Source organism: Pseudoalteromonas sp. US3C1004, from assembly GCF_048401065.1.
GTDB lineage: Bacteria > Pseudomonadota > Gammaproteobacteria > Enterobacterales > Alteromonadaceae > Pseudoalteromonas > Pseudoalteromonas undina.
Genome location: NZ_CP183073.1, coordinates 1783038 through 1805753 on the forward strand (window position 1 = coordinate 1783038; position 22716 = coordinate 1805753).

At 40.1% G+C, this 22716-nt stretch carries 17 protein-coding genes; 7 read left to right on the forward strand and 10 right to left on the reverse strand.

Going from position 1 to position 22716, the window contains the following annotated elements; genetic code table 11:
- Position 1: 1 nt before the first annotated feature.
- Both ACNSN3_RS08285 and ACNSN3_RS08290 read left to right on the forward strand, forming a co-directional pair.
- Positions 2-3154 carry an efflux RND transporter permease subunit gene (locus tag ACNSN3_RS08285; RefSeq protein ID WP_418606985.1) on the forward strand — a complete coding sequence of 1051 codons (3153 nt, stop codon included), beginning with the start codon at positions 2-4 and terminating at the stop codon, positions 3152-3154.
- Positions 3155-3370: 216 nt separating this feature from the next.
- Positions 3371-3658 (forward strand): hypothetical protein, encoded by a 288-nt coding sequence (locus ACNSN3_RS08290; RefSeq protein WP_418606987.1) that lies wholly within the window; start codon positions 3371-3373, stop codon positions 3656-3658.
- 195 nt (positions 3659-3853) lie between these two features.
- Here ACNSN3_RS08290 and ACNSN3_RS08295 read toward each other — a convergent pair whose 3' ends face one another.
- A complete protein-coding gene (locus tag ACNSN3_RS08295; protein ID WP_418609056.1) occupies positions 3854-4795 on the reverse strand; it encodes a LysR family transcriptional regulator in 942 nt (313 codons plus the stop codon).
- A gap of 127 nt (positions 4796-4922) precedes the next feature.
- Between ACNSN3_RS08295 and ACNSN3_RS08300 the strand changes: the two genes are divergently transcribed.
- Positions 4923-5579 carry a nitroreductase family protein gene (locus ACNSN3_RS08300; protein WP_138596657.1) on the forward strand — a complete coding sequence of 219 codons (657 nt, stop codon included), beginning with the start codon at positions 4923-4925 and terminating at the stop codon, positions 5577-5579.
- Between the two features lie 45 nt (positions 5580-5624).
- On the opposite strand, the gene ACNSN3_RS08305 is transcribed toward ACNSN3_RS08300, so the two are convergent.
- The 5 genes from ACNSN3_RS08305 to dapB all read right to left on the reverse strand — a co-directional run bounded on the left by ACNSN3_RS08305 (position 5625) and on the right by dapB (position 12911).
- A complete protein-coding gene (locus ACNSN3_RS08305) occupies positions 5625-6683 on the reverse strand; it encodes a S66 family peptidase (protein WP_418606989.1) in 1059 nt (352 codons plus the stop codon).
- Positions 6684-6852: 169 nt separating this feature from the next.
- Positions 6853-7329 (reverse strand): transcription elongation factor GreA, encoded by a 477-nt coding sequence (gene greA, locus ACNSN3_RS08310; RefSeq protein WP_010388635.1) that lies wholly within the window; start codon positions 7327-7329, stop codon positions 6853-6855.
- A 50-nt stretch (positions 7330-7379) separates the two neighbouring features.
- Positions 7380-10598 carry a carbamoyl-phosphate synthase large subunit gene (gene carB, locus ACNSN3_RS08315; RefSeq protein ID WP_055012948.1) on the reverse strand — a complete coding sequence of 1073 codons (3219 nt, stop codon included), beginning with the start codon at positions 10596-10598 and terminating at the stop codon, positions 7380-7382.
- 16 nt (positions 10599-10614) lie between these two features.
- Positions 10615-11751 (reverse strand): glutamine-hydrolyzing carbamoyl-phosphate synthase small subunit, encoded by a 1137-nt coding sequence (gene carA / locus ACNSN3_RS08320; protein WP_008113125.1) that lies wholly within the window; start codon positions 11749-11751, stop codon positions 10615-10617.
- A 362-nt stretch (positions 11752-12113) separates the two neighbouring features.
- Positions 12114-12911 (reverse strand): 4-hydroxy-tetrahydrodipicolinate reductase, encoded by a 798-nt coding sequence (gene dapB, locus ACNSN3_RS08325; RefSeq protein ID WP_109874504.1) that lies wholly within the window; start codon positions 12909-12911, stop codon positions 12114-12116.
- Positions 12912-13466: 555 nt separating this feature from the next.
- Between dapB and ACNSN3_RS08330 the strand changes: the two genes are divergently transcribed.
- Together ACNSN3_RS08330 and ACNSN3_RS08335 are read left to right on the forward strand one after the other, a co-directional pair.
- Entirely contained in the window at positions 13467-14780 is a 1314-nt protein-coding gene (locus ACNSN3_RS08330) for a Na+/H+ antiporter NhaC family protein (RefSeq protein ID WP_010388632.1), read from the forward strand.
- 118 nt (positions 14781-14898) lie between these two features.
- A complete protein-coding gene (locus ACNSN3_RS08335; protein ID WP_418606992.1) occupies positions 14899-15687 on the forward strand; it encodes a nucleoside-binding protein in 789 nt (262 codons plus the stop codon).
- A gap of 79 nt (positions 15688-15766) precedes the next feature.
- Here the strand turns inward: ACNSN3_RS08335 and ACNSN3_RS08340 are convergent, their stop codons facing one another.
- A complete protein-coding gene (locus ACNSN3_RS08340) occupies positions 15767-17671 on the reverse strand; it encodes a hypothetical protein (RefSeq protein ID WP_418606994.1) in 1905 nt (634 codons plus the stop codon).
- A 103-nt stretch (positions 17672-17774) separates the two neighbouring features.
- Positions 17775-18572, reverse strand: coding sequence for a M48 family metallopeptidase (locus ACNSN3_RS08345; RefSeq protein WP_054201105.1), 798 nt, complete (start codon positions 18570-18572; stop codon positions 17775-17777).
- 170 nt (positions 18573-18742) lie between these two features.
- On the opposite strand from ACNSN3_RS08345, the gene ACNSN3_RS08350 reads away from it, so the two are divergent.
- Positions 18743-19942, forward strand: coding sequence for a Bcr/CflA family efflux MFS transporter (locus ACNSN3_RS08350; protein ID WP_054201106.1), 1200 nt, complete (start codon positions 18743-18745; stop codon positions 19940-19942).
- A 27-nt stretch (positions 19943-19969) separates the two neighbouring features.
- Here the strand turns inward: ACNSN3_RS08350 and grpE are convergent, their stop codons facing one another.
- Positions 19970-20581 (reverse strand): nucleotide exchange factor GrpE, encoded by a 612-nt coding sequence (gene grpE, locus ACNSN3_RS08355; RefSeq protein WP_008113139.1) that lies wholly within the window; start codon positions 20579-20581, stop codon positions 19970-19972.
- Between the two features lie 58 nt (positions 20582-20639).
- Complete coding sequence (locus tag ACNSN3_RS08360) at positions 20640-21605, reverse strand: hypothetical protein (RefSeq protein ID WP_008113140.1); 966 nt, start codon at positions 21603-21605, stop codon at positions 20640-20642.
- Positions 21606-21772: 167 nt separating this feature from the next.
- Between ACNSN3_RS08360 and nadK the strand changes: the two genes are divergently transcribed.
- Positions 21773-22657: an NAD(+) kinase gene (nadK, locus tag ACNSN3_RS08365; protein WP_008464501.1), complete on the forward strand. Its 885-nt coding sequence runs from the start codon at positions 21773-21775 to the stop codon at positions 22655-22657.
- Positions 22658-22716 lie beyond the last annotated feature (59 nt).

Genomic DNA, 22716 nt, shown 5'->3' on the forward strand with positions numbered 1-22716 from the left:
AATGACCACAACTGATGAAAAAGGGTTAATTGCGTGGTTTGCGCGTAACCCCGTTGCTGCTAACCTAATCATGATTTTTGTCTTGATTGGCGGGTTGTTAACCGCGCTGACAATTCGTAAACAAGCCTTTCCTCAATTTGAAAGTAACTGGGTAAGTATACAAGCTATTTACCCTGGTGCTGCTCCACAAGAGGTGGAAGAAGGCATTACTATAAAAATTGAAGAAAACCTTGAAGGTACCGAAGGTATTAAACGTCTAATCACTTACTCTAATCGAGGCTATGCACAAGCCTGGGTTGAGATTGAAGAAAAATATGACGCCAAAGAAGCGCTAGATGAAATAAAAGCGCAAGTAGATTCAATTAATACGTTTCCTGCGGGTATGGAACGCCCTGTTGTTCAGCGTGAAAAATTTCAACAAGAAGTAATGATACTCGCGCTTTATGGTGATATGAGTTATTACCAGTTAAAAGAACTTGGTAATGATATTAAAGATGAATTACAAAACCTTCCTCATGTAAACCTAGTTGATTTTTACAGTGGCTTAGACTACGAAATTGGTATTGAAATTAGCCCTGATAAACTTCGCGAATACGGACTCACGTTTAGAGATGTTTCTAATGCGGTGCAAAGCTTTTCTACTAATATGTCGGCTGGTCAAATTCGCTCTGATACTGGCTACATTTCGATGCGTGTCGAAAAGCAAGCCTATCGTGGCGGTGAATTTGAAAAGTTACCGCTAATTACATTACCAGACGGTGCTCAAATTAAATTAGGCGATGTAGCCACCATTAATGATGGCTTTGAAGAAGGCTTACTTTATTCTAAATACAATGGCAAAAATTCACTGTCGTTTGAAATTGATGCCTCAAAAGATCAAGACATTACCGTTGTTGCTAAAGTCCTTAAAAAATACCTAGCTGACAAAGCCGATCAACTTCCTGCAGGCGTTAAGTTATCACCCATCGTTGATTTAACCTACTACCTTGAAGGTCGCCTCGACATGATGGTCGATAACATGGTGTGGGGCGGTATTTTAGTTATGCTGGTATTAGCGCTGTTTTTACCACTTAGATTAGCGTTTTGGGTAATGATGGGCCTACCAGTGTCTTTCTTAGGGGCATTCTTATTTATGCCTATCGGCTTTTTAGACATTACTATTAATATGGTGTCTTTGTTTGCCTTTATTATTGTTTTGGGGATTGTGGTTGATGATGCCATTGTTGTAGGTGAGTCGGCCAGTGCTGAAATTGAAAAACATGGGCACTCACTTAACAACGTTATTCGTGGTGTAAAACGTGTAGCCATGCCAGCAACCTTTGGTGTACTAACCACTATTGCTGCATTTTTACCTCAAGCAATGGCTTCAGGCCCAAGCGCTGCGTTTTCGAAAGCAATTGGTGTAGTAATTATTTTATGCTTAATTTTTTCACTGATTGAATCAAAACTAATTTTACCTGCACACATCGCAGCAATGAACCCGCGTAAGCCTAATCCTAAAAACCCATTACATAAATTACGTAATGCTGTTGATAGTGGCTTAAAGCATTTTGTTGAACATTATTACACTCCATTTATCGGTCGTTGTATCCATTATCGCTATACCGTGATTATTGGCTTTTTATGTATTTTAATCGTCAGTGCAGGACTCTTTGCCGGTGGTATGGTTAAATTTGTACCAAACCCTAAAATTCCGCATGATTTTCCGCGTATATCGCTAGAAATGAACCTTGCCTCTTCTGAGCAAGCAACCCTTGAAACAGCGCGTAAAATAGAAAATGTCTTACTGAGCGTCGACAAAGAACTAGAGCAGCAGTATGGCCAATCTATGATCCGTGATTTGTCTGTTAGTCTGCGTGGTCGAACTAATGCGAGTATTATGGCCATTTTAGTAGAGCCTCATTTGCGCCCTATTGATACGTTTGAGCTAAGCACTATGTGGCGTGAAAAAATGCCGCCGCTACCGGGGCTTAAAACACTCACTATTCAAGATAGTATTTTTGGTGGTGGTCGTGATGATGGCGACGTTAGCTTTAGACTCGAAGGAAAAAATGCCGACGAGCTAAAAGAAGTATCTAGCAAACTAAAAGCTAAGTTACAAAGTATGGAAGGCGTGGGTGATGTAAATGACTCACTGCAAAGTGCCACCGACGAAGTACAACTTGATTTAAAACCACTTGCTTACAGTATGGGCTTAACCCTAGCTGATGTGGCCTCTCAAGTTAGTTTTAGTTATTACGGCCTTGAAGCACAGCGTATTTTACGTGAAGGTGAAGAAATCAAAGTAATGATTCGCTACCCGCAAAGCGAGCGCAACTCTATTAGCAACATTCAAGATACGCGTATTATCACTCCTGCGGGCGCTGAAGTTTCTTTGAGTGAAATAGCTATAGTCAAGCTAGTTGACGGCGTAAGCAGTATCAGACGTGAAAACTCAAATCGTACTGTTAATGTATGGGCTGCGGTCAATAGCGACGAAGTAGAGCCATTTGCTATTGCACAAGAAATTCGTGATGTTTACTTACCTGCACTTCTTAAAAACTACCCTGGTGTAAAAAGTAATGTGGCTGGGCGTATTCAAGAAGAGATGGAAAGTGCGAATGAACAACTACGTGATTTTGCAATCTCATTAATGATTATTTTTGCGCTACTGGCCATCCCGCTTCGCTCATATTCTCAGCCACTGATTATTATGTCGGTGATCCCATTTGGTGTTGTGGGTGCTATGTTCGGTCATATGGCTTTAGGTATGACCATGAGCGGGCTATCAATGTTCGGCATTATCGCTGTAGCCGGTATAGTGGTTAATGATTCACTTGTTATGGTGGATTTTGTAAACAAAGCCCGTGCAGAAGGTGTGGCAATAAAAGAAGCGGTAATGCAAGCCGGAGCGCGTCGCTTTAGAGCGATATTACTAACCTCTGTTACTACTTTTATTGGCGTAATGCCCATTATTATGGAAACCAGTTTACAAGCAAAAATTGTAATACCTATGGCCGTATCACTCGCCTTTGGTGTCCTGTTTGCCACAGTAATTACGCTTATTCTTATACCGTGTCAGTATGTTGCGCTTGAGGATACAAAACGCATAATTCGAAAGTGGCGCGGTAAAGACCCTATCGTCGATGGCCAACCAGCAACGACCAATAGTTAATTAAGTAAAATCCCAACCAAAAAAGCTCGGCATTATTATGCCGAGCTTTTTATTTATAGTTAAAAAATAGCATTCAACTATTTGCCATATTGACTACTTTGGGTTACAAAAAGAACAACCGCAATTTAATGCTATTAGGTGCAATAACTATTTCTTTTGCATTTGTAGGGTTAGATTTTTTACTCGGATTTGATGAAGGATTATCAGGGACTGACTATGAATAAAAGAGTAATACATTGGCCAAGTATGTTACTTTATTTGATCGCTTTATTTACGTTTACTGGTGGCATTATTAACTCCACCTATTCGAGCTTTCTCATTGGTTTTGGCTTTTGTTTTATGGGCTTTGCAAGCATTCGCTTAATCCCTGCAAACTTTCTTACTCGTAAACTAACTAGCCCTATAGCACAAACCCTTGTTCGCAAAAGAGATATAGCTACACAAATTATCGGATTTTTATTACTCATTACTGGGTTAGCTTTATCTATGTTACTCAACATATAACTGTGTAATTAAAAATATCCTATGATGAATACAATAAATTACTCGTTTTTATGCCTTTTACGTGATGATATTTAATAATCATATTTAGGAAAGGTACAGCTAAGTGCCTCCCTCAGCCTAAACATATTCCTCATAAAGGGTTTAATTGGCGTTTTTTAAAAACTATTTAAGTTAACGTTACTAAACGTGTATTTGTTACTCGTTAATTAATATACGTTTATCAACAATCCCCTGCTTTACTAGCTGATTCAATATGTGAGCGGTTTTTTCTCTGCACACATCACGCAATAGTCGTACAGCCGGAGTAATCGATTGCCTGCTTGGGCAAATGAGCCACAGCTCACCACAGGTATGCTGGTAATTATTCATCACAGTAACAACCCGTTTGTTTAATAAGTCATCGGCAATATCTAACGCTGATTTAACTGCTAAACCTTTACCTGCAACACACCAACGCCTGACTAAATCGCCATCGTTTGAAGCTCGTCTGCCCTGCATTTTAACTTTGTATTTTTTTTGCCCGTCGGTAAATTCCCACACATTATTGATAATATCTTGCAGCTGGTAAAATAATCCGTGATGCTGCGCTAAATCATCTGGGTGCTCTGGCTCACCATATTTAGCTAAATAGGTAGGTGTAGCACAGAGTAGTCGCGGTACGTTGCAAATTTTAAATCCATATACACTACTATCACTGGGTGAGCCATAACGTAGTGCTATATCAACCGAATCGCGATAAAAGTCGATATTACTGTCGCTAATGTGCGTACGCAAGCTCACGCTTGGGTACTTATCCATGACTTCATCAATCCAAGGGATCACTAAGTTGCGCCCTAAATCAGATGAGGTAGCTACCCGTAACTCCCCTTCAATGGCATCATGTTCTCCTTTAAGGTTTTGCCTTGCCGTTTCAAGCACGGCCAAAGCTTGTTCGCATTGGGGAATGTATCGCTCCCCTGCACTAGATAAACGCAAATGACGAGTGGTTCTAATAAATAATTCACAGCCAAGTGCCAACTCTACACGCTTAATAGCAGCACTGGCCGTTGCTGTGCGCATATCTAACTTGGCTGCTGCTAGCGTAATGCTTCGACACTCAGCTACTTTTAAAATCAGTTTTAAGTCATCAACCTGCATATTATCTATTTTTATTTGATAATGATTCAATAATTATGCTGTTTATTTTAAATAAAGCAAATTGTATTATGCTGCTCATACACTCAATGAACACTATTTATCAGCCCTTTTTTATTATGGAGAGACTATGACTCACCCTATTATTCGCGATCTTGAAAGCCGCCACACCGCTAAACGTTATGATTCTACAAAGCGTATTTCTCAAGACGATTTAGCGGTATTGTATAATGCTATGCGTCTTTCTCCTTCGTCAATTAATTCACAGCCTTGGAAATTTATTGTGATTGAATCTGATGCCGCAAAAGAGCGTATGCACAGTACCTTTGCTAATAAGTTTCAATTTAATCAGCCACACATTAAAGCGGCATCACACATTATTTTATTCGCTCATAATCCGCAATATACCCGTGAAAACTATGGCCAAGTAATTGATGCTGATATAAAAAATGGCCGAACTCAAACAGAAAACCGCGAGCAAGCTTTTGGCGCCTTTGCGTTTGTGGATTTAAATACCGATGAGCAGGGTAATAATGCCGCCTGGACTAAAGCACAAACCTACATTGCTTTAGGCAATACTATGCATGCAGCAGCACGCTTAGGGATTGATACCACACCGATGGAAGGCGTTGATGCACAACTGATTGGTGAGGAGTTCGCAAGCGAATTAGACGGCTACATCTGTGATGTCGCACTTGCGCTGGGCTACCATGACGCAGAAGAAGACTACAATGCTAAACTGCCAAAATCACGTTTAAGCAAAGAACAAATTATTCAGGTTTTATAAGTCATAACTGCTCACTTTAAATAGTAAGTGAGCAGTTTATTATTACTAGGCTAGTTTTGTGACCACAGATGCACTGAGCACTTTGCCTTGTTCAACATCTGCGGTAACAGTGCATAATGCACCATTAACTAAGTTTAAATTAGGAGGAATGTGGCCAATATCAGCATCAATGATCACCGGAAATAAACACCCACCAAAAGCGGCATTTAAGCCTTGGCGATAATCAAACCCTGGGTCTTGCCCTTGTAAGGTCACATGACGACCAATAATCACCCCATTTATATCATCAAACATGCCCGCTAATTTAAGTGACAATAAAAACCTTGCAACGGTCGCTGGCGTGAGCTCTGAGCTTTCTAAATAAAGTACAATACCTTGCGAGGCATTGTGCTTTTTAAACTCATGCAGAGCTAAAAAAGGCGAATCAAGTAACAGCCCAACCGTATCAAGACACCCACCAAACAACCGCCCTGACATTTCAATACTGCGCTTATCGGTGTAATTTAAACATTGCCATTGTGTGGGAACGCTGTGATCAAATAATGCATTCGGGTTTTGTGCGTAATCAGGCTTGCTATGTTGATGGTTAGTCGAGGGGGCTTGCTCAAACTCACTGCTAGCCTCATAGCTTAGGCTTTCAAAAATTTGTAAACAATACGGGTCTTTTTCATCAGGGTGTAATTGAATTAAATTAGCACTATGCAGTGTTGCCCAATTACATTTTGCTGTCAGTGCACAAGCAATCGTACTGACATCTGAATAGCCCACTAACCATTTAGGTTTAGCGTTTTTAATTGCGCTAAAATCAAGCAGAGGCAATATTTCCATTGCCAGCTCTCCGCCCATTGGCGGCATGATCGCATCTATTTCATCATCTAATAAAAAGTCCATTAATTGCTTGGCATGCTGCTTAGCTGTAAGTTGAGTTCGCGGCTCGTTTTGACGTAAAAACTCCCCCTCAACAATCTGATAACCTCGATGTTTTAAGCCATTAATGACAATATCTAACCGTGGATGGTATTTTGATTTGATCCCCGCTGATAAAGAACACACGGCGATTTTAGATCCCACTGTTAAAGGTGCCGGATACAGTATATTTGCCATATTATTTCCTTATTGAAGAATAGGTTACTACCATAACAACATAGCCTACATTTACAAACAATGAATAATATTCAACCGATTCTAAACCAAATATAAAAACCAAGCATAAAAAAACCAGTGCTTATTACTAAGCACTGGTTTTTATAAAACGTTAAAGTGAGTTAACTAATTAAATATACTCAACCTCAATGATTTCGTACTCTACATCACCTTTTGGCGTTTTGATAATCACAGCGTCATCCGCTTGTTTACCAATTAAGCCGCGAGCAATTGGTGAATTAACAGAAATTAAATTACTTTTAATATCTGCTTCATCATCGCCAACAATCTGATATTTAACTTCAGCGTCGGTTTCAACATTAACGATGGTTACTGTAGTCCCAAAAATCACTTTACCTGTATTAGGCATCTTTGTTACGTCAATCATCTGCATGTTTGAAAGTTTTGCTTCAATTTCTTGAATACGGCCTTCACAAAAACCCTGTTGCTCACGCGCAGCGTGATACTCAGCATTTTCTTTTAAGTCACCGTGTTCACGTGCATCAGCAATATCAGATACAATTTTTGGACGGGTAACAGTTTTTAATTCGTTAAGCTCATCGCGCAATAATTTTGCGCCACGAACTGTCATTGGAATTGATTGCATACTTTTCTCACTTAATCCCAAGGCCATGGTTATGGCCTTGGCACATTTCCTTAGTTCAATCGCAGGTGTAGTTCTTGAACAGACGTCACTTTACTGCGGTCATCTGCTTGGTTAGCAGTACAGTTAGCAAATGCCGCATTCAATGTCGTAGTATAATTGGTTTTGTGCTGCAATGCACCACGACGTAACACCTTCGAATCTTCAATCGCTTGGCGACCTTCGGTGGTATTAACGATATAGCTATACTCGCCATTTTTGATTCTATCAAGAATGTGCGGACGACCTTCGTATACTTTATTTACACGGCGAACCGTAATTCCAGCATCTTCAAGTGCAGCAGCTGTCCCACCTGTTGCGTCTAGCTCAAAACCAAGGTCTGTCATAGTTTTTGCTAGTTCTACAATACGTGGCTTATCGCTATTACGTACAGATAGTAACGCGCGACCACCACGTGGTAAAGTGTTGCTTGCACCTAATTGTGCTTTTGCAAACGCTTCGGCGAAAGTATCACCAACACCCATTACTTCACCCGTTGAGCGCATTTCAGGTCCACGGATAGGATCCACACCTTGGAACTTAGCAAATGGCAATACCACTTCTTTTACGCTGTAGTAAGGTGGAATCACTTCTTTAGTAATGCCTTGGCTTGCTAAAGATTGACCCGCCATACAACGCGCCGCTACTTTTGCAAGTGCTACACCCGTTGCTTTAGATACAAATGGAACTGTACGTGCTGCACGTGGGTTTACTTCGATAAGATACACTTTGCCATCTTTAACCGCAAACTGCGTATTCATCAAACCAACTACGCCAAGTTCAAGTGCCATATCAGTTACTTGCTTACGCATCACATCTTGCACTTCTTGCGTAAGCGAGTGAGCTGGTAATGAACATGCTGAGTCACCAGAGTGAACGCCTGCTTGTTCAATATGCTCCATGATGCCGCCAATAATCACTTGCTCGCCGTCGCAAATTGCGTCAACGTCAACTTCTATCGCGTTATCTAAGAAACGGTCTAGTAATACTGGCGCTTCATTTGATGCAGATACGGCTTCGGTCATGTAACGACGCAAGTCTTGCTCATCGTATACAATTTCCATCGCACGACCACCTAATACGTACGAAGGACGTACTACCAGTGGGAAACCAATTTCAACTGATTTAAGTAGTGCTTCTTCAGTAGAGGTAACCGTCGCATTTTCTGGTTGCAGTAAGTCTAAACGCTCAACAAGTTGTTGGAAACGCTCACGGTCTTCTGCACGGTCAATGGCATCAGGTGAAGTACCAATAACAGGCACGCCGTTAGCTTCAAGCTCACGCGCTAGTTTAAGTGGTGTTTGACCACCGTACTGCACGATAACGCCTTTTGGCTTTTCAACACGTACAATTTCTAGTACGTCTTCAAGCGTAATTGGCTCAAAGTATAAACGATCAGATGTGTCGTAATCGGTAGAAACCGTTTCAGGGTTACAGTTAACCATGATGGTTTCGTAGCCGTCTTCGCGAAGCGCAAGGGCTGCGTGTACACAACAGTAATCAAATTCAATACCTTGGCCGATACGGTTAGGACCGCCACCAATTACCATGATTTTATCACGGTCAGATGCATTAGCTTCACATTCTTCATCGTATGATGAGTACATGTAAGCAGTGTCTGAGCTAAATTCTGCGGCGCACGTATCAACGCGTTTGTATACAGGTACAATATTGAGTTGATGGCGCTTTTTACGAATTTCAGCTTCTGACACACCGGCAATTTCTGCAATACGCGGATCTGCAAAGCCTTTGCGTTTAAGTTTACGCAAGAAGTCCGCATTTAAGCCGGCCATACCGACTTCTGAAATTTTAGCTTCATCTTTTAGGATGTCTTCAATTTGTACTAAGTACCAAGGGTCAATCTTAGTTAATTCGAACACATCTTCAACACTCATACCATGGCGCATTGCATCGGCAATGTACCAAATACGCTCTGCACCTGGCTCACGTAATTCACGAATGATTTTTTCTTTTGCTTTCGGGTCGTCAAGCGCCACAATTGGGTTAAAGCCCGTTGCGCCTACTTCTAAACCACGTAATGCTTTTTGTAATGACTCTTGTTGGTTACGACCAATCGCCATTACTTCGCCTACTGATTTCATTTGCGTTGTTAAACGGTCGTTTGCACCGGCAAATTTTTCAAAGTTAAAGCGAGGAATTTTTGTTACCACGTAATCGATTGAAGGTTCAAACGATGCTGGTGTTTTACCGCCAGTAATATCGTTTTGAAGCTCATCAAGTGTGTAACCTACAGCCAATTTTGCTGCAATTTTAGCAATTGGGAAACCCGTTGCTTTAGACGCTAGGGCCGATGAACGTGATACACGTGGGTTCATTTCAATGATAACCATACGTCCATCAACTGGGTTTACACCAAATTGTACGTTTGAACCGCCGGTTTCAACACCAATTTCACGCAATACGGCCATAGAGGCATTACGCATGATTTGGTATTCTTTGTCTGTTAATGTTTGTGCTGGCGCAACAGTAATTGAGTCACCTGTGTGCACACCCATTGGGTCAAAGTTTTCAATAGAACAAACGATGATGCAGTTGTCTTTTTTGTCACGAACAACTTCCATTTCGTATTCTTTCCAACCAATTAACGATTCATCAATTAATAACTCGCTGGTTGGTGAAAGGTCTAAACCGCGCTCACAGATTTCTTCAAACTCTTCCATGTTGTAAGCCACACCGCCACCGGTGCCGCCCATTGTGAAAGAAGGACGAATAATACACGGTAAGCCGATACGGGTCATGGTATCGCGCGCTTCATCCATTGAATGGGCAATCTCAGCACGTGGACATTCAAGGCCGATGTTACGCATAGCAACATCAAAGCGTTCACGGTTTTCTGCTTTATCGATTGCATCAGCCGTTGCGCCAATAAGCTCAACGCCATGCTTAGCCAATACACCATGCTTGTCTAAATCAAGCGCACAGTTTAATGCTGTTTGGCCACCCATTGTAGGCAGGACAGCATCTGGCTTTTCTTTTTCAATGATTTTTTCTACCACTTCCCAGTGAATTGGTTCGATGTATGTTGCATCGGCCATTTCTGGGTCAGTCATGATAGTTGCAGGGTTTGAGTTAACTAATATAACTCTATAGCCTTCTTCTCTAAGTGCTTTACACGCTTGAGCACCAGAGTAGTCAAATTCACAAGCTTGACCAATTACAATTGGGCCTGCGCCTAAGATAAGAATGCTTTTTATGTCGGTACGTTTTGGCATTATTACTCCGGTTAAATTAGTGGTTACGCGCTTGCATCAAATCGATGAAGTGGTCAAATAATGGGGCTGCATCGTGCGGACCAGGACTCGCTTCAGGGTGACCTTGGAAGCTAAATGCTGGTTTATCTGTACGATGAATACCTTGCAATGTACCGTCAAATAACGATTTGTGCGTAGCACGTAAGTTATCTGGTAATGTGGCTTCATCTGCAGCAAAACCGTGGTTTTGTGCAGTGATCATTACAACATCGCGGTCAAGATCTTTAACTGGGTGGTTACCACCATGGTGGCCAAACTTCATTTTTACTGTTTTAGCACCTGAGGCAAGTGCTAGTAGTTGATGCCCTAAACAAATACCAAAAATTGGCGTGTCGGTTTCTAAAAAGGTTTTAATTGCATCAATGGCATAAGTACATGGCTCAGGATCGCCAGGGCCGTTTGATAAGAAAATACCATCTGGGTTTAAGGCTAGTACGTCAGCGGCAGAGGTTTGTGCTGGGACAACGGTCAGTTTACAACCACGATCAACAAGCATACGTAAAATGTTACGTTTAACACCGAAGTCGTAGGCAACAACATGAAACTTTTCATCATCAGCGTGTAAGGTTTTAAACCCCTCGCCTAATGTCCAGCTTGATTCGCGCCACTCAAAATTTTCCTTGGTTGAGACAACTTTTGCTAAATCCATACCTTTTAAGCCTGGGAAGGCTTGCGCGGCTTCGAGCGCTTTTTTCTCGTCTAGTTCGTCACCAGCAACAATACAGCCATTTTGTGCGCCTTTGTCACGCAAAATACGGGTTAGTTTTCTGGTGTCGATGTCCGCAATACCTAAAATATTACGTTCTTTTAAGTAATCATCTAACGATTGCTCGTTACGAAAATTACTTGCTAGCAGTGGCAAATCACGGATCACTAGGCCTTTAGCCCAAATGTGACTCGCTTCTTCGTCTTCGCTGTTGGTACCCGTATTACCGATATGTGGGTACGTCAAAGTTACGATTTGTTCCGCGTACGATGGATCAGTCAAAATTTCTTGATAACCAGTCATAGACGTATTGAATACTACTTCACCGACTGACATGCCGTCAGCGCCGATTGCAGTACCGCGAAACACTGTGCCGTCTTCTAGGACTAACAGAGCGGATTTAGTCAAGTTAAACCTCCTAACAGTAAAAAACGGGAGTAAACAAATTGCTTAACACCCCGCCAATACCCAAATAATTGGTCAAAACCTGATTTCTGTGAGCTTAAATTGTTTTACGCAGTCTTAAATGATGCCGATGTAAACCACTAAACCTTCATTCATTTTTCTTGCCTAAAACTCTTTTTATTCCCACACAAACCCCGGTTTTGCTAACCATATGAGTATAATTGGAAACACGCATTTAGTAATTTTTGGCAAATTGGCTGCATTCTACATGAAGTTGGCTTTTAGGTCTAACGCTAATTAGTAAATTGCAATAAATAAGTGGTTATAACAAAAAACCACCTCAAAGCGTTAAAAAAGGAACTTAACTACTTTAAATCTAGCACATCTTGCATATCATAAAGTCCTGCTGGTTTATTTTTCAACCACTGCGCAGCTCTTATAGCACCTAGGGCGAAGGTCATTCGAGAACTTGCTTTATGGGTTAATTCAAGTCTTTCGCCCATTGTAGCGAAGTAGGCCGTGTGTTCACCTACTATATCGCCGCCTCTTAGCACCGAATAGCCAATTTCATTTTGTGATTTGGCCTGCTCTATGTTGTTACGATCATAAACAGCAACCTCATCATGATCCCACCCTTTAGCCTGTGCAATCGACTCGCCAATAGCTAATGCTGTACCCGATGGCGCATCGATTTTATGGCGATGATGCGCTTCAAAAATTTCAATATCTAAATCATCGCCTAATTTTGTCGCTGCTGTTTGCACTAAGTTAAGCAGTAAATTTACGCCCACGCTATAATTACGCGCAAATACGATCGGGATATGTTTAGCGGCATCTGTTAATAGAGCCATATCATCATGAGTTAAGCCAGTGGTGCCAATTACCATAGGTGTTTTTTTCTCAACAGCTGTTTTTAAGTGATTTCTCATGCCTTGTGGAAGGGTAAAGTCTATAAGCACATCTACATTTTCAACCTGCTGTTCACTGCTAAAGTGAATGTCTTTAGCCGCTGCACTATTAAGTTGATTAACCGATAGACCGACTAACTCAGACTCACTGCGTACATAGGCCGCCGCTAATTGTGAATTTTTATTGATTGTTGCTGCTTCTAAAAGTGCCAGGCCCATACGGCCATTCGCACCAAACACACCTACTCGATTCATCTTTTTACAACCTATGTATTTTTTAGTTAGCTAGATTTTATCTAAAACTCATGTAATAGTCAGGAAAGCTTATAAAAAAGCTTCGATTATTTTAGGGTCTGTTGACCTTTGCGGATTAAAATTTGTTTAAACTAGGAGCGGTTTAATCGTGGCGCGAGGTTTGTAACCTAGTGGGCTAAGTAAAAACCGAGCAACAAAGAGTAAATCGCTCCTAGGCAGCGCCTGTTTGGCATTGATGCTGCGTTATCGCCTATTTATGGGGAATACCACACCACATAGGCTCTGCCTTGCCTAAATACCAAACAGACTGCTGCAAATTTAACCTTGAAAGATCAACAGACCCTCATAATTATAACAGATAGCCTTTGCATTTAGCCATCTATACATTTAAACTTCTTTTTTGCGCCGATTTGGTCTTTGGCTTGCGGGCGCTGTTGAGTTACTTATCTGGTTAGATAGTAAAACAAACAACTAAATTCAGCTAAAAGAGGGATGCTTTGGCTGTTTAATATATCAATCGATTTCGATTGCTATGAATAATTAACGAGGATTATGATGCAGCCATCATTTGATAAAAATAAAGCAAGATTTTCTTTGCTCCCCCTACTCACCTTTGTTGCTATTTTTTTAGGCTCAGGCTTATATTTGCAATCTCAAGGGGTTGATTATGCATTTTATCAACTCCCAGCACCGGTCGCTATTTTACCTGCGATTGTTTTAGCCTTTATTTTAAATAAAGCCAGTATTAATCAAAGTGTAGAAACCTTTATTAAAGGCGTGGGTAATAACAATATTATTACCATGTGTCTTATCTATTTATTAGCAGGTGCTTTTTCTGCGGTTGCAGGGGCAACCGGTGGCGTTGACGCGGTTGTTAATGCTGGTCTCTCACTTATTCCCCCTTCATTACTTCTGCCTGGTTTGTTTTTAATTGCCGCGGTTATCTCTACTGCGATGGGCACATCAATGGGAACTATCGGTGCTATTGGCCCAATTGCTTATGCAGTATCAATGAAAACAGGGATTGATCCCGCATTAATGGCCGGTACCATTGTATCTGGCGCTATGTTTGGTGATAACCTATCAATAATTTCTGACACTACGATTGCAGCTACCCGCACGCAAGGCTGTGAAATGAAAGATAAGTTTAAAGAAAATCTTAAAATTGCGATTCCAGCCGCTATCCTTACTATTGCACTGTTGTTATTTTTAACGCCAGCTGCGCAAGTTGTTGAAACTAAAGACTACGATATTTTATTGGTGCTTCCTTATGCCTTTATTTTAGTACTGGCAGTAATGGGCTTTAATGTATTTGTAGTACTGTTAAGCGGTATTGTTTTCGCCGCATTGATGGGCTTTACCGGAAGCTATGAAGGCGCCAGCTTTGTAAAAGATATTTACCAAGGTTTTAGCGACATGCAGGAAATATTTTTACTGTCTATGTTTATTGGTGGCCTCTCTGAGTTTATTCGTATTAATGGCGGCCTCGACTACATCGCGCAAAAAATTCAAGCAATCACTAAGGTCATTGCAAAATGGCATCGCAAGGTAGCGGATCAGTTAGGGATAGCTGCATTAGTGCTAACCAGCAATATGTGTATTGCTAACAACACAGTGTCTATTATTGTGACTGGCCCTATTGCTAAAAAGCTAGCTGACGATGGCGAAATTAGTGGTAAACGTTCTGCCAGTTTATTAGATATTTTTGCCTGTGTTACCCAAGGGTCTTTACCTTACGGCGCACAAGCACTTCTGCTTGGTGCTACATTTAAAATTAGCCCGTGGGAAGTATCAACCTCATCTTACTACTGCTTTATTTTAGCTTTTACCGCTATTGCGGTTATTTGTTTACGTCGTAATAAAGCTTAAATCTTCTTTAAACAGTGTATTAGCCACATGCTAGTACACTGTTTATGACAATAAATAATTAACAAATTAACCGTCTTTGCTATAATGTGGTATTCAGCGTGTCACATAAAATATGGTTATGAAAATTAAAAACTTACTTCCTCTCGTTGCACTTAGTGCGTGTGCCTTAAGTTCAACAGCTACTGCTGCTAATTGGAGCAGTACTGCGCTTCATATTAACAACGGTAATCATAAAAACCCGTTCACTGAACAAAAATCAAGCACCACGGTTTATTCATTGCAACATGCTTCAGGCCATGACTATGGGGATAACTTTTTCTTTATTGATTACAGCACTGATGGCAATGACGATAACTACCAAGATCAAGACTTTTACTTTGAAGGTTATTCTACGCTTAGCTTATCGGCCGTTATGGACGAAAAAGTAGCGTCAGGTGCGCTCGTTGATGTTGGCCTAACCATGGGTATTAATGCCGCAGGCGATGCTAAAGTTGTTAAATACTTACCGGGTGTAAAATTAAGCTGGGATGTGCCTGGTTTTAATTTCTTATCAACCCTTGTGACTGCCTACATTGATGATAGTGAAGGTGTTGCTGAAGGCGGTGCGCCAATTGAAACCAACAGCTGGATGTTTGACGTTGCTTTTGAATATCCATTTATGATTGGCTCACAAAAATTTAGTGTTAAGGGTCATGCGGAATATATTGCTGAGCGTGAAGATGAGTTTGGTAATGACGTACGCGCTTGGTTTTTAGCTCAACCTATTATTGTATGGGATATGGGGCATGCGCTAGAGATGAAAGAAAACACATTACTGTTAGGTATGGAGTGGCAGTACTGGCATAACAAACTTGGTACAGATGTCAGCGAATCAGTACCGCAAGTTCATTTAGAGTGGACTTTTTAAATAACAAAGTAAATTAAAAAGTGCGAACCATTTCGCACTTTTTTAAGTTCAAAAATATATGTTTTATCTAATTGTTAACCTATCGGCAATTAACTGAGAAGTAGTCGTCCCCGCTCTTTACTTCTAACTCAGGAAAATGTGTTATCAGACGGTTATAGCCTTCTTTAGATCGGATTTTGAGAGCAAATGAAGCTCGAAGATGTTGCGATTCAATGTGAACTCCATTGCGAATAAAAAAGTCTATAAATGCTTTATTTTTTTTATTTTCATAGGTAATTGGATCACCGGAATGAATAGAGAGTTCCGAATAATTTTGGATAAAGAAATAAAGAGGATCCAATTCATTCTTATTATCAAAAGCAACGCCACCCAGCCTAGTGTTTAATATATCGAAGGGGTCAAAAACGCCTTCAGCTGCAAAACTATTCAATAAACTCTGCGCATCTTTTAACTGCTCGAAATTTAATGAATTAAGCCACAATGTTAATCCTTTTAATCCTGCCAACCCTCCTAATAATTCCGAATGACTACTTAACGGTTTTAAACCAACATTACTTAGTCTAGATATAATTTCTTGCTCATTTAAGCTAGTTGCTTGCAGGTAATCTCGAGCAAAAATAACTGCTAAAATAGATTTTGTTTCAGGTAACAAAACAGGTAAATCTAAGGTTTCTAAATCGAGTTCTTGTAATGAGGTGTTTTGATTACCAATTGCTTGATTAATTATCTTACTCACTGTAGTAATCTGACTATTTATTAACGGAGAGTTATGTAAAGCTTTTTTATTTTTACAGTGCTTAAATTCAGATGAAGATTTAATCTTTGCAATAAAAGGCTGATCTTTAAATGTTTCAATTTCATTGGGTGTTAATTCACGGCTTGCAAGCCAATCCGTCGTTGATTGACACTTTTTGAGGTCCAGTTGTTGTTCGTCAGTTAATACGGATTCTTTTATATTCAGTTGCAATATAGGGTTCGGTTTCTCTATATCATCGATTAAAACGATTTTAATAACGATCCCTTCGTTATTTAATTTCTCAACCCCCTTATTGACCTTTTCGTTACTAAACCAAGGGTGTGTGATTTTTTGATAAAAAACCTGCTTCTCTAATAACCCTAAAAGAGTTAAGAACAATTTATGCTCTGTTGGATTAGTAATTTCATAATCTTCACCACCTATAATAGTGAGAAAATTCAATGCTAATTTATTATCGAAGCTTACATCTGATAACTTTAAATCAGGGTAACGCTGCAAAAGCATAATAGCGGATTGTAGCTGCTGTTTAGTCAACAACAGATTTAAAATTGAATTTAAAGGAGAAAGTTGATTATTGTTAAGTACATCATATGGAATTTCTGAAAAAGTCCGTTCAATTTCGTTAAAAATTTCAACGGCAGAGGTATTTGTTGAGCTGACCTTTTTGTAAATCGTATCTGTGGGCAAGTTTTTCCAAAGTATATCCAAAAGGTCAGTGTAATCAACAACAGTTGTTATATTTAAGTCCGGTGCGTTAACGTAATCGTATTGAGCAATTAATCTTTCACTATTCGGTATTGATTGTAAAATCGGAAGCAACTTTTCAACTGACTTTGCTAATGCCGCTTTATCGTACCAAGTTTTAGCCACTGACCAGTAACTCGAAAACCATATTGCCTCGGCGACCTGCTTTGCTGTATACCCGTTTTTAAATGCTTGTGAAGCTTTTAGCTCAATATCACGTTCATTATTATCTCGTAACTGATACTGCTTATAATTTAGCTCTTTGCATTGCTCCTCATTCGGGATATCAGTAGGAAATGGCTGTTTAACATAAATATTTTTGGCGTTTGTGTTATTCCCGAAATTAACTTTTGGCTTTTTAATATCAACATTGGCTTCTGTTGGTGTAAGCAGGGTTGAATTATGACGCTTACTGGATAATATACTGAAAACTGTAACTAAGCTGATCAAAACAACGCTAATGATTACAACTATTTTTTTCATCCTTGAATTTTCCTATTTAGCCTATTACAAACTACATGTTCTCATTTTCAAGTTAGTTTGATTAAGCTCGCAAACTAATGTTAAACGAGCTTATAAGGTTTTGTTAAAACTTACACTGCGGATTTTTACCTTGTGCTTTAGCTGCTTTTTGCTCACTAAGCGCTTTATCCATTTGCGATTGTAAATTTGCAATACGGCTCGTTGGTGCTGGGTGAGTTGATAAAAACTCTGGCGTTGCCCCACTGCCCGCTTGACTCATATTTTGCCAAAGCGTAACAGACTCTTTAGGGTTGAAACCTGCTTGCGCCATTAAATCTAAACCAATAACGTCAGCTTCTGTCTCATGTGAACGACTAAACGGTAAAACCACACCATATTGAGCGCCAAGACCAAGTCCTTGCATAATTTCATTGCGGTATTGCACGTTGCCCATTTCAAGCGCCGCACTGCCCACTTTCATTCCAGTTTGTAAAATAGAGCTTTGTGAAACACGTTCATTTGAGTGCTCTGCAATCACATGACCGACTTCATGACCTAAAACAGTTGCAAGCTGATCTTGGTTTGTAGCAATTTTTAATAGTCCAGTGTGCACCCCAATATAACCACCTGGCAATGCAAAGGCGTTTGCAGATTCATCTTCAAATACCACCACTTCCCAGTTTTGAGATGCATAATCTGTTGGTAGAACGGCTACTACTTTATCAGCAATACAATTGACGTAACTGTTTACTTTTGGGTCTTTATTTACCGGCTGATTTTTTTTCATTTCTGCAAAACTGGCAGTGCCCATCTGACTCATTTGTTGGTCTGAGTAAAGCGCAATTTGCGTTCGTCCAGTTGGTGATGTTTTACAACCTACTAATACTGCACTAGCAAGTACTGCCAAAACCAATTTCTTCATTATGTTACCCTAGATCATTGTTTTATTAAGTATAGAATAGCAAACGCGGTGTTAGTTTAAAATCTTTGCTTTTTGCGATTAAACAATTAAGTTAGCAGGCAAACTAAGTTTATCCAACGCCATTGCCCTGCTATACTGCCCAACCTATATTCGTTGTTTTGAGTTTTTAAATGAGCGCTTCGGCTTCTTCTTTTAATACCCGTATTTTATTGCCTTTATTAGCCAGTATTGTGGCAATCACGCCTTTAGCCATCGATATGTACTTACCGGCGATGCTGGTAATTGCCAACGATCTCAATACTAGCATGCCAAATGTTCAAATCTCGTTGAGTATCTATTTAGCAGGTTATGCATTGGGCATGTTATTTTTTGGCCCTATAGCCGATCAAATTGGCAGGCGTAAACTAGCGCGAATAGGGCTCAGTTTATTTGGCTTAAGTTCACTCGCATTGGCATTTACTACTGAAGTGCATACTTTTTGGGTGTTAAGAGCGGTACAGGCATTTACTGGGGCAGCTGCCACGGTTGTCGTTCCTGGGATAATAAGGCACATATATCAAAAAAATACCGCTAAGGGTATGTCGTATGTGTCTATGATCATGATGATAGCGCCTTTACTTGCCCCCTCTATCGGCTCAGTTATTTTAGGCTTTTCGCTGTGGTCGACTATTTTTATTGTTTTAGCGGCTTATAGCTTTGTAATTTTACTTTTTGTACAGCGTTATTTAATCGATATCCCGATATTTAAAAATGATCGAAAAGGGTTATCGCTATTCTTTTCAAGTTACAAAATTGTATTAAGCAACCCGCACGCCCGCGCTGATATTTTAAGCTCGATGTTTGTGTCGTTTGGCTTTTTTTGCTTTTTAACCTCGGTTCCATATATTTACCTCGACTTATTTAAAGTATCGGAACAATTGTTTGGTCTGCTATTCGCTTTTAATGTAATGGCGTTGATGTTTGGTAACTTTTTAAATACTCGCGTAGTGCCACGTATTGGCTCACGAAAAATGCTTTATTACGGGCTAATGTGTGGTTTTATCTCTGGCACAGCATTACTCAGTTTTAGTGTATTGCATCTATCGCTTTACTTTATTGTTGCGGCTATTGCCCCGTTGATGATGAGCTTAGGCATAATAGCGAGTAATGCAGATTCATTAATTTTGATGAAGTTTGAACAAAATACCGGAACTGCCACGGCGGTTATCGGCACCTTGCGTTTTGGTAGTGGCGCATTAGTAGGCCCTATATTAGCGGTAATGCATGCACAAAGTGCGGTTCCATTTTCTAGTTTAATGTTTAGTGCGGTGGTACTGACAATACTGGTGCAGTTAATACATTATTTTAAAGACAAAAAAAATGCCTCATAATGAGGCATTTTTAAATTGTATACTTAATTAAGCGTCAGCGGCTTTAGATACCATAACCATTGCAGGGCGTAATAAACGGCCGTTTAATGTGTAACCTTTTTGCATTACTGCTAAAACAGTATTTGGGGTTACATCGTTGCTTGGTTGGATTGACATTGCTTGATGAAAGTCTGGGTTAAACTGCTCACCTTGAGGGTTTACAATTTCAACACCAAATTTAGCTACCGCGTCGTTAAAGCTTTTCACTGTCATATCAATGCCTTCAAGTAAAGGCTTAAGCGTTTCATTTTCTTTATCAGAAAACTCAATAGCACGCTCTAAGTTATCTATAACAGGGAGTAATTCATTAGCAAACTTTTCTAGTGCAAATTTGTGTGCTTTTTCTACATCTTGTGCAGCGCGACGACGCATATTGTCCACATCTGCAGCAGCGCGAACTACGCTATCTTTTTGATCTGCAATAGTTTGCTTTGCAGTTTCAAGCTCGGCATATAACATAGCAATTTCTGCTTCAGGGCTTTGCTCTTGCTCAGCATGTTGTTCTGCTGCTTCAACTGCCGCCTCAACGTCAGCTTCCATTTGCGTCACTTCTTCGTTCAGTTCTACTTCTTGCTCTGGGTTTTGTGTCTGCTCAGACATAAAATATACGCTCCAATTCTTTACAACTGCGGTAATTATGGGGATTGAATAAAAAGATTCAAGAGCTCAATGGCTCTAATAATTTAAATTCTTGGATTATTTTCTCTAATTGCGCTGATTTTGGACAAATAACACAAAAGCGACTCTGATATTCTTGATTTTGAAAATACGGCACACTAATCACAATGAGTTCATCGCAGCTACTGAACGGTAAGTTTTCAGTATTGAGAATAGAGACCCCATTTTTAAAAGCGAGTTTATCTTCAACAAAATTTAAAAATGATACACCAATATTAAGGCTTTGCTCACAATCTATTTTTTTATAAAGGTAGTTTTCGCCAACAACGATACTGTTATCTGAGCCTAATTTTTGGCTTAGCTCACGGGTCCATTGAGTTAAAGAGTCATGACAATTACGCGGAGCCGTATTGGCCATTGCCTGCATTCGGTAGAGGCCTTCAATTAAAGATTGTTGACTAAAAACCGTATTGAGCCAAGTAGCAAATTCATAGCGTTGGCTATCGCTAGGGTCATGAGGCTTATTAATACAAATATTGTGGCTCTGCCCTGCTCTATCTAAGAGTAAAATAAGCCAGTTGTTTGCATCAAAGTCGAGCACTTCTACCCTAAATACCTGCTGTGTTCTAACCTGCGGTAGCCCCACACAACAGCATACTTGGTAACGTTGACTCAAGCCATGCGCTAGCTCAACCAATTGTGCCTGCTCAGGTTGCCAATAATTAGCAATATCATTGAGCGTAAAAAACTCATCAAACCAATAGTCAAACCCATCATTGGTTGGCACTCGGCCAGCCGATGTATGTGGTGAATACAACAAGCCTATTTTTTCAAGGCGCGCCATCGCGTTACGCACAGTGGCAGAGCATACCGCCATACCTTTTTGCTTTGCAATTTTTGTTGACGGCACAGGTAAGCCATCGCCATTACAGTACATACTCATAACAGCGGCAAATATTTGCTGATCTCGTGGGTTTAGTTTCATGTTATCTACATCTTTATGCATAGCTGTTATATCGGGGCTAAGTATTATTATTTCAAGTATAAAAAATACAATAAATCTAAATTTTACAGTGAATTAATTAAATCCGCTGGTTATTACTAAGATCTGTGTTTTCAAACACTTCTGTTTTAGGTTACTCTACAAATATTAGAACTCTCAGTGTATTTATTATGGACTCTCCCTTTAACACTATCGGCTTGATTGGTAAGCCAAATCATCCTAATGCTGCCGCTACTTTACAACGATTACATACGTTTTTATTAGCTTTAGGCTTTGAGGTGATTGTTGAAAAACGTACAGGGAGTCAACTTAGTGATGTACCGAGCGACAAACTCGTAAAGCTCGTTGATTTAGGCGAGCGTGCCGACTTGGCGATTGTGGTTGGAGGCGATGGCAACATGCTGGGTGCTGCACGGGTGCTTGCTCGCTTTGATATAGCCGTAATTGGTGTAAATAGAGGTAATTTAGGCTTTTTAACTGATTTGAATCCAGAAGGGTTTGAGGGTAGCTTAGAACAGGTACTCAGCGGCGATTACATTGAAGAAAAACGTTTTTTATTAGAAGTTGAAGTGTATCGTCATAATGAACTTAAAAGCGCTAATTCTGCAGTAAACGAAGCAGTGCTTCATGCTGATAAAGTAGCACATATGATTGAGTTTGAAGCCTTTATAAACGATGACTTTGTATTTTCTCAACGCTCCGATGGTTTGATTGTGTCGACTCCAACAGGCTCAACGGCATACTCTTTATCAGGCGGTGGGCCTATTTTAACACCAGAGCTTAATGCAATGTCACTGGTTCCGATGTTTCCACATACTTTATCAAGTCGCCCTTTAGTGGTGGATGCTGATAATGAAGTGCGTTTAAAGCTTAGTTTAGAAAATACTGATAGCTTACAAGTAAGCTGTGACAGCCATGTTGTACTCGCCGTATTACCGGGTGATGAGGTAGTTATACGTAAAGCTGACAAAAAATTACGCTTAATCCACCCAAAAAATTATTCTTATTATAATGTGCTACGTAAAAAGCTAAATTGGGGTAGCCGGTTATACTAATTTTATTGCCAAACATGCAACTTTAGCGCAAAATATCGGGCTAGAATTTTTAAATATCA

Coding starts and splice junctions, on each gene's coding strand:
- ACNSN3_RS08360 (WP_008113140.1), bottom strand. CDS start 21,605: ATGCATAAAGATGTAGATAACATGAAACTAAACCCACGAGATCAGCAA.
- ACNSN3_RS08350 (WP_054201106.1), top strand. CDS start 18,743: ATGAGCGCTTCGGCTTCTTCTTTTAATACCCGTATTTTATTGCCTTTA.
- ACNSN3_RS08330 (WP_010388632.1), top strand. CDS start 13,467: ATGCAGCCATCATTTGATAAAAATAAAGCAAGATTTTCTTTGCTCCCC.
- ACNSN3_RS08335 (WP_418606992.1), top strand. CDS start 14,899: ATGAAAATTAAAAACTTACTTCCTCTCGTTGCACTTAGTGCGTGTGCC.
- grpE (WP_008113139.1), bottom strand. CDS start 20,581: ATGTCTGAGCAGACACAAAACCCAGAGCAAGAAGTAGAACTGAACGAA.
- carB (WP_055012948.1), bottom strand. CDS start 10,598: ATGCCAAAACGTACCGACATAAAAAGCATTCTTATCTTAGGCGCAGGC.
- ACNSN3_RS08345 (WP_054201105.1), bottom strand. CDS start 18,572: ATGAAGAAATTGGTTTTGGCAGTACTTGCTAGTGCAGTATTAGTAGGT.
- ACNSN3_RS08295 (WP_418609056.1), bottom strand. CDS start 4,795: ATGCAGGTTGATGACTTAAAACTGATTTTAAAAGTAGCTGAGTGTCGA.
- dapB (WP_109874504.1), bottom strand. CDS start 12,911: ATGAATCGAGTAGGTGTGTTTGGTGCGAATGGCCGTATGGGCCTGGCA.
- greA (WP_010388635.1), bottom strand. CDS start 7,329: ATGCAATCAATTCCAATGACAGTTCGTGGCGCAAAATTATTGCGCGAT.
- ACNSN3_RS08300 (WP_138596657.1), top strand. CDS start 4,923: ATGACTCACCCTATTATTCGCGATCTTGAAAGCCGCCACACCGCTAAA.
- ACNSN3_RS08305 (WP_418606989.1), bottom strand. CDS start 6,683: ATGGCAAATATACTGTATCCGGCACCTTTAACAGTGGGATCTAAAATC.
- ACNSN3_RS08340 (WP_418606994.1), bottom strand. CDS start 17,671: ATGAAAAAAATAGTTGTAATCATTAGCGTTGTTTTGATCAGCTTAGTT.
- ACNSN3_RS08290 (WP_418606987.1), top strand. CDS start 3,371: ATGAATAAAAGAGTAATACATTGGCCAAGTATGTTACTTTATTTGATC.
- nadK (WP_008464501.1), top strand. CDS start 21,773: ATGGACTCTCCCTTTAACACTATCGGCTTGATTGGTAAGCCAAATCAT.
- ACNSN3_RS08285 (WP_418606985.1), top strand. CDS start 2: ATGACCACAACTGATGAAAAAGGGTTAATTGCGTGGTTTGCGCGTAAC.